Raw genomic sequence first — 2,468 nt, 5'->3', positions numbered from 1 at the left:
TTGTTACATATCGTAAGTGACCTTTCTCTTAAGGACAAGATTTATAATATCAGTATTCATAAAAAAATGCAATGATTTTTTGAAAACTTTTTTAAAAAATATATTTTTTTCAAAAATCCCCATCAAATAACCTTGTTAACCAATGAAAACGATTTCTTAGTATATCGAAATTCTAATATGATTATCCATTTTTTTCAACAGTTGTTTTTCATTTTTATAAAAAAATTTATACTCTTCGCTATTTAATTATATGTAAAAAATCGAAATTATACTGTTGGCTCAACTAGTAAATATAGATTCTTACCATAAAAATCTATATTTTTACATTAACCCAAATTCAAACACAACGAAATGTTATTTGCCCGTTTCGTTGTACTCTTTCCACAATCCCCAAAATTACAGCATAATTAACATAGCCAATTACTTCCGAAAAAATAAGCGTAGGAATCGTATGCATTAAATTACCATAAAGAGCATTCGCCAGTTTTAAGACTGACTCATTGCCTTGTTCAATCTGTTTTGCAATTCGCTGCACTTTGTAATCAATCTTCGCGATATTTAATTGGGCTACCTCAGAAAAATTAGTAAATATCTTTTCATGACCAGCAAATACCGTTGAAATTAATAATTTCTGACATTGCTCAATTGATTGACGATGCTGTAATACTGTTGGAAGCAATAAATTTCTTGAATCAAAATCAATTAATGCATTTGTCGTTCCCTTTTCGATAATTAAATCTCCCGTAAACAACCAACCTGATTCTTCATCATATAAAGTTATTGAGTCCAATGAATGCCCTGGCGTATCCAAAACTTTTAATTCTCCAACATAATCATTTGCTTGAATTGGCTCGATTACAGACTGTATGCGCAATCCACCAGCCTCATTTAATGTTTGCTTCATTTTCTCTATACGGGACGCCATAACATGCGTACAACCATATCGTTCATAAAGCTCTTCAAAAAATTGAATTTTAGTCTGTTGGTATGTTGTTGTCAATGCTAGCCGCTCTAATGCAAGTGGATGTGCGAATACCGGAATTTGCTTTTTTTCAGTAATTTTATTGACCATACCAATATGATCAATGTGGTGGTGTGTCAAAATGATTTGATCAATATCCATTATGTTTAAACCATATGCAGCAAGCTGTTCATCAAAAAACACTTCATATTCTGCTGAATCAATTCCAGCATCAATTAATGTTAGCTTATTATGATGTTCATATAGGTAACAGTTAATATTATTCATTTGTCCGTATTTAACAGGATAAATGATTGGATATACTTTTTTAGTATTATATTCAAAAACTGCACTCACCTTTATGCCTCCTTTATTTCATCAACGTTAAATCTATGATAATTTCCAGAATACTATTTGATTATTGAACAAAAATATATCATTTCTAAATATCTTTGAAAAGGGATACTTTTATGGCCGCGTTTACATCAATAATTTAGCCATTTGTATCAACCCAACTCTTACATAAATTCTGACCAATTTTTACACCTGTTGCTTATACTCAATATTACGGGCTGGAAGCTATTTTATTTAACTTCTCAAACTGCAACGGAAATTACTATATTACAGTAGCTAAAACGGATCAATTTAACGCCTGTACAATAATATTATTTAATAACTTTCCAGCTAATTTTGTCGATAAACAGTTATTCTCAACATATGAAGAAATGCATGCTGTTCTTATCCATGAACTATCTCATAGCTATCGGCTTACTTTTGGTGTAGCACGTTTTCCTTACGAATTAATGGACTTAAATTACTCGCTATGTGAGAAAAAAATTTTACTGCGTATTGAAGAACAAAAAGCACTATATAAAGCACTCCAATATGCCTAACTCGCTACTACATATGATTTCATTGGTCTTAGAAAAGCCAGAATATCTTTATTTCCTCAAGAAACAAGTTATAAAACAGCCATCGAAAAAACAATAGATAATCACATACTATATCGAAAACAAGGCATTCAAGGACATTAAAGCAAGCAATAGTGAATAGTATATTGATAAAAGGTTATATGCTTAGGTTATATGCTTTTAATTGACGCTATCAAAAGCTATATACATAATTCAAAAAACAATGATGTAACGTAACCTGACGTTGAGCATTTAACCAATCAATTGGTAATCAAATTATTATTGCCGGTACTTTAACAGACGTAGCTCTTAATCTAATGTATATTATGAAACAATTCATCATTACTTTACCAAAATAATAAATGGTACCACGACTTATATAATTACACAGCCTGCAAGAAAGACTTTTAATTAAATAACTCGACAAGAGCATTTCAATATGGAGAAACTAATAATCAATTAATATTTGTCAACACTAACTACTCTTTAGCTTCATTTCATCACTTTTGTATTATTGTCAAACTGTTTAAAAGCTTAACATTAATAATGATTACAAAAAAACGCTAAGCAAGGAAAATATGCTTAGCGTTTTCTTG

1 protein-coding gene is annotated in these 2,468 nt (G+C 30.3%); it reads right to left on the bottom strand.

Going from position 1 to position 2,468, the window contains the following annotated elements:
• Nucleotides 1-337: 337 nt before the first annotated feature.
• Complete coding sequence (locus tag LZ480_RS19570; RefSeq protein ID WP_241371218.1) at nucleotides 338-1,318, bottom strand: MBL fold metallo-hydrolase; 981 nt, start codon at nucleotides 1,316-1,318, stop codon at nucleotides 338-340.
• Nucleotides 1,319-2,468: the final 1,150 nt, after the last annotated feature.

It is taken from the genome of Solibacillus palustris, assembly GCF_022549215.1.
Lineage (GTDB): Bacteria > Bacillota > Bacilli > Bacillales_A > Planococcaceae > Solibacillus > Solibacillus daqui.
Note: the sequence above shows the minus strand (reverse complement) of the source record. Positions and strands in the feature narration are given on the sequence as shown.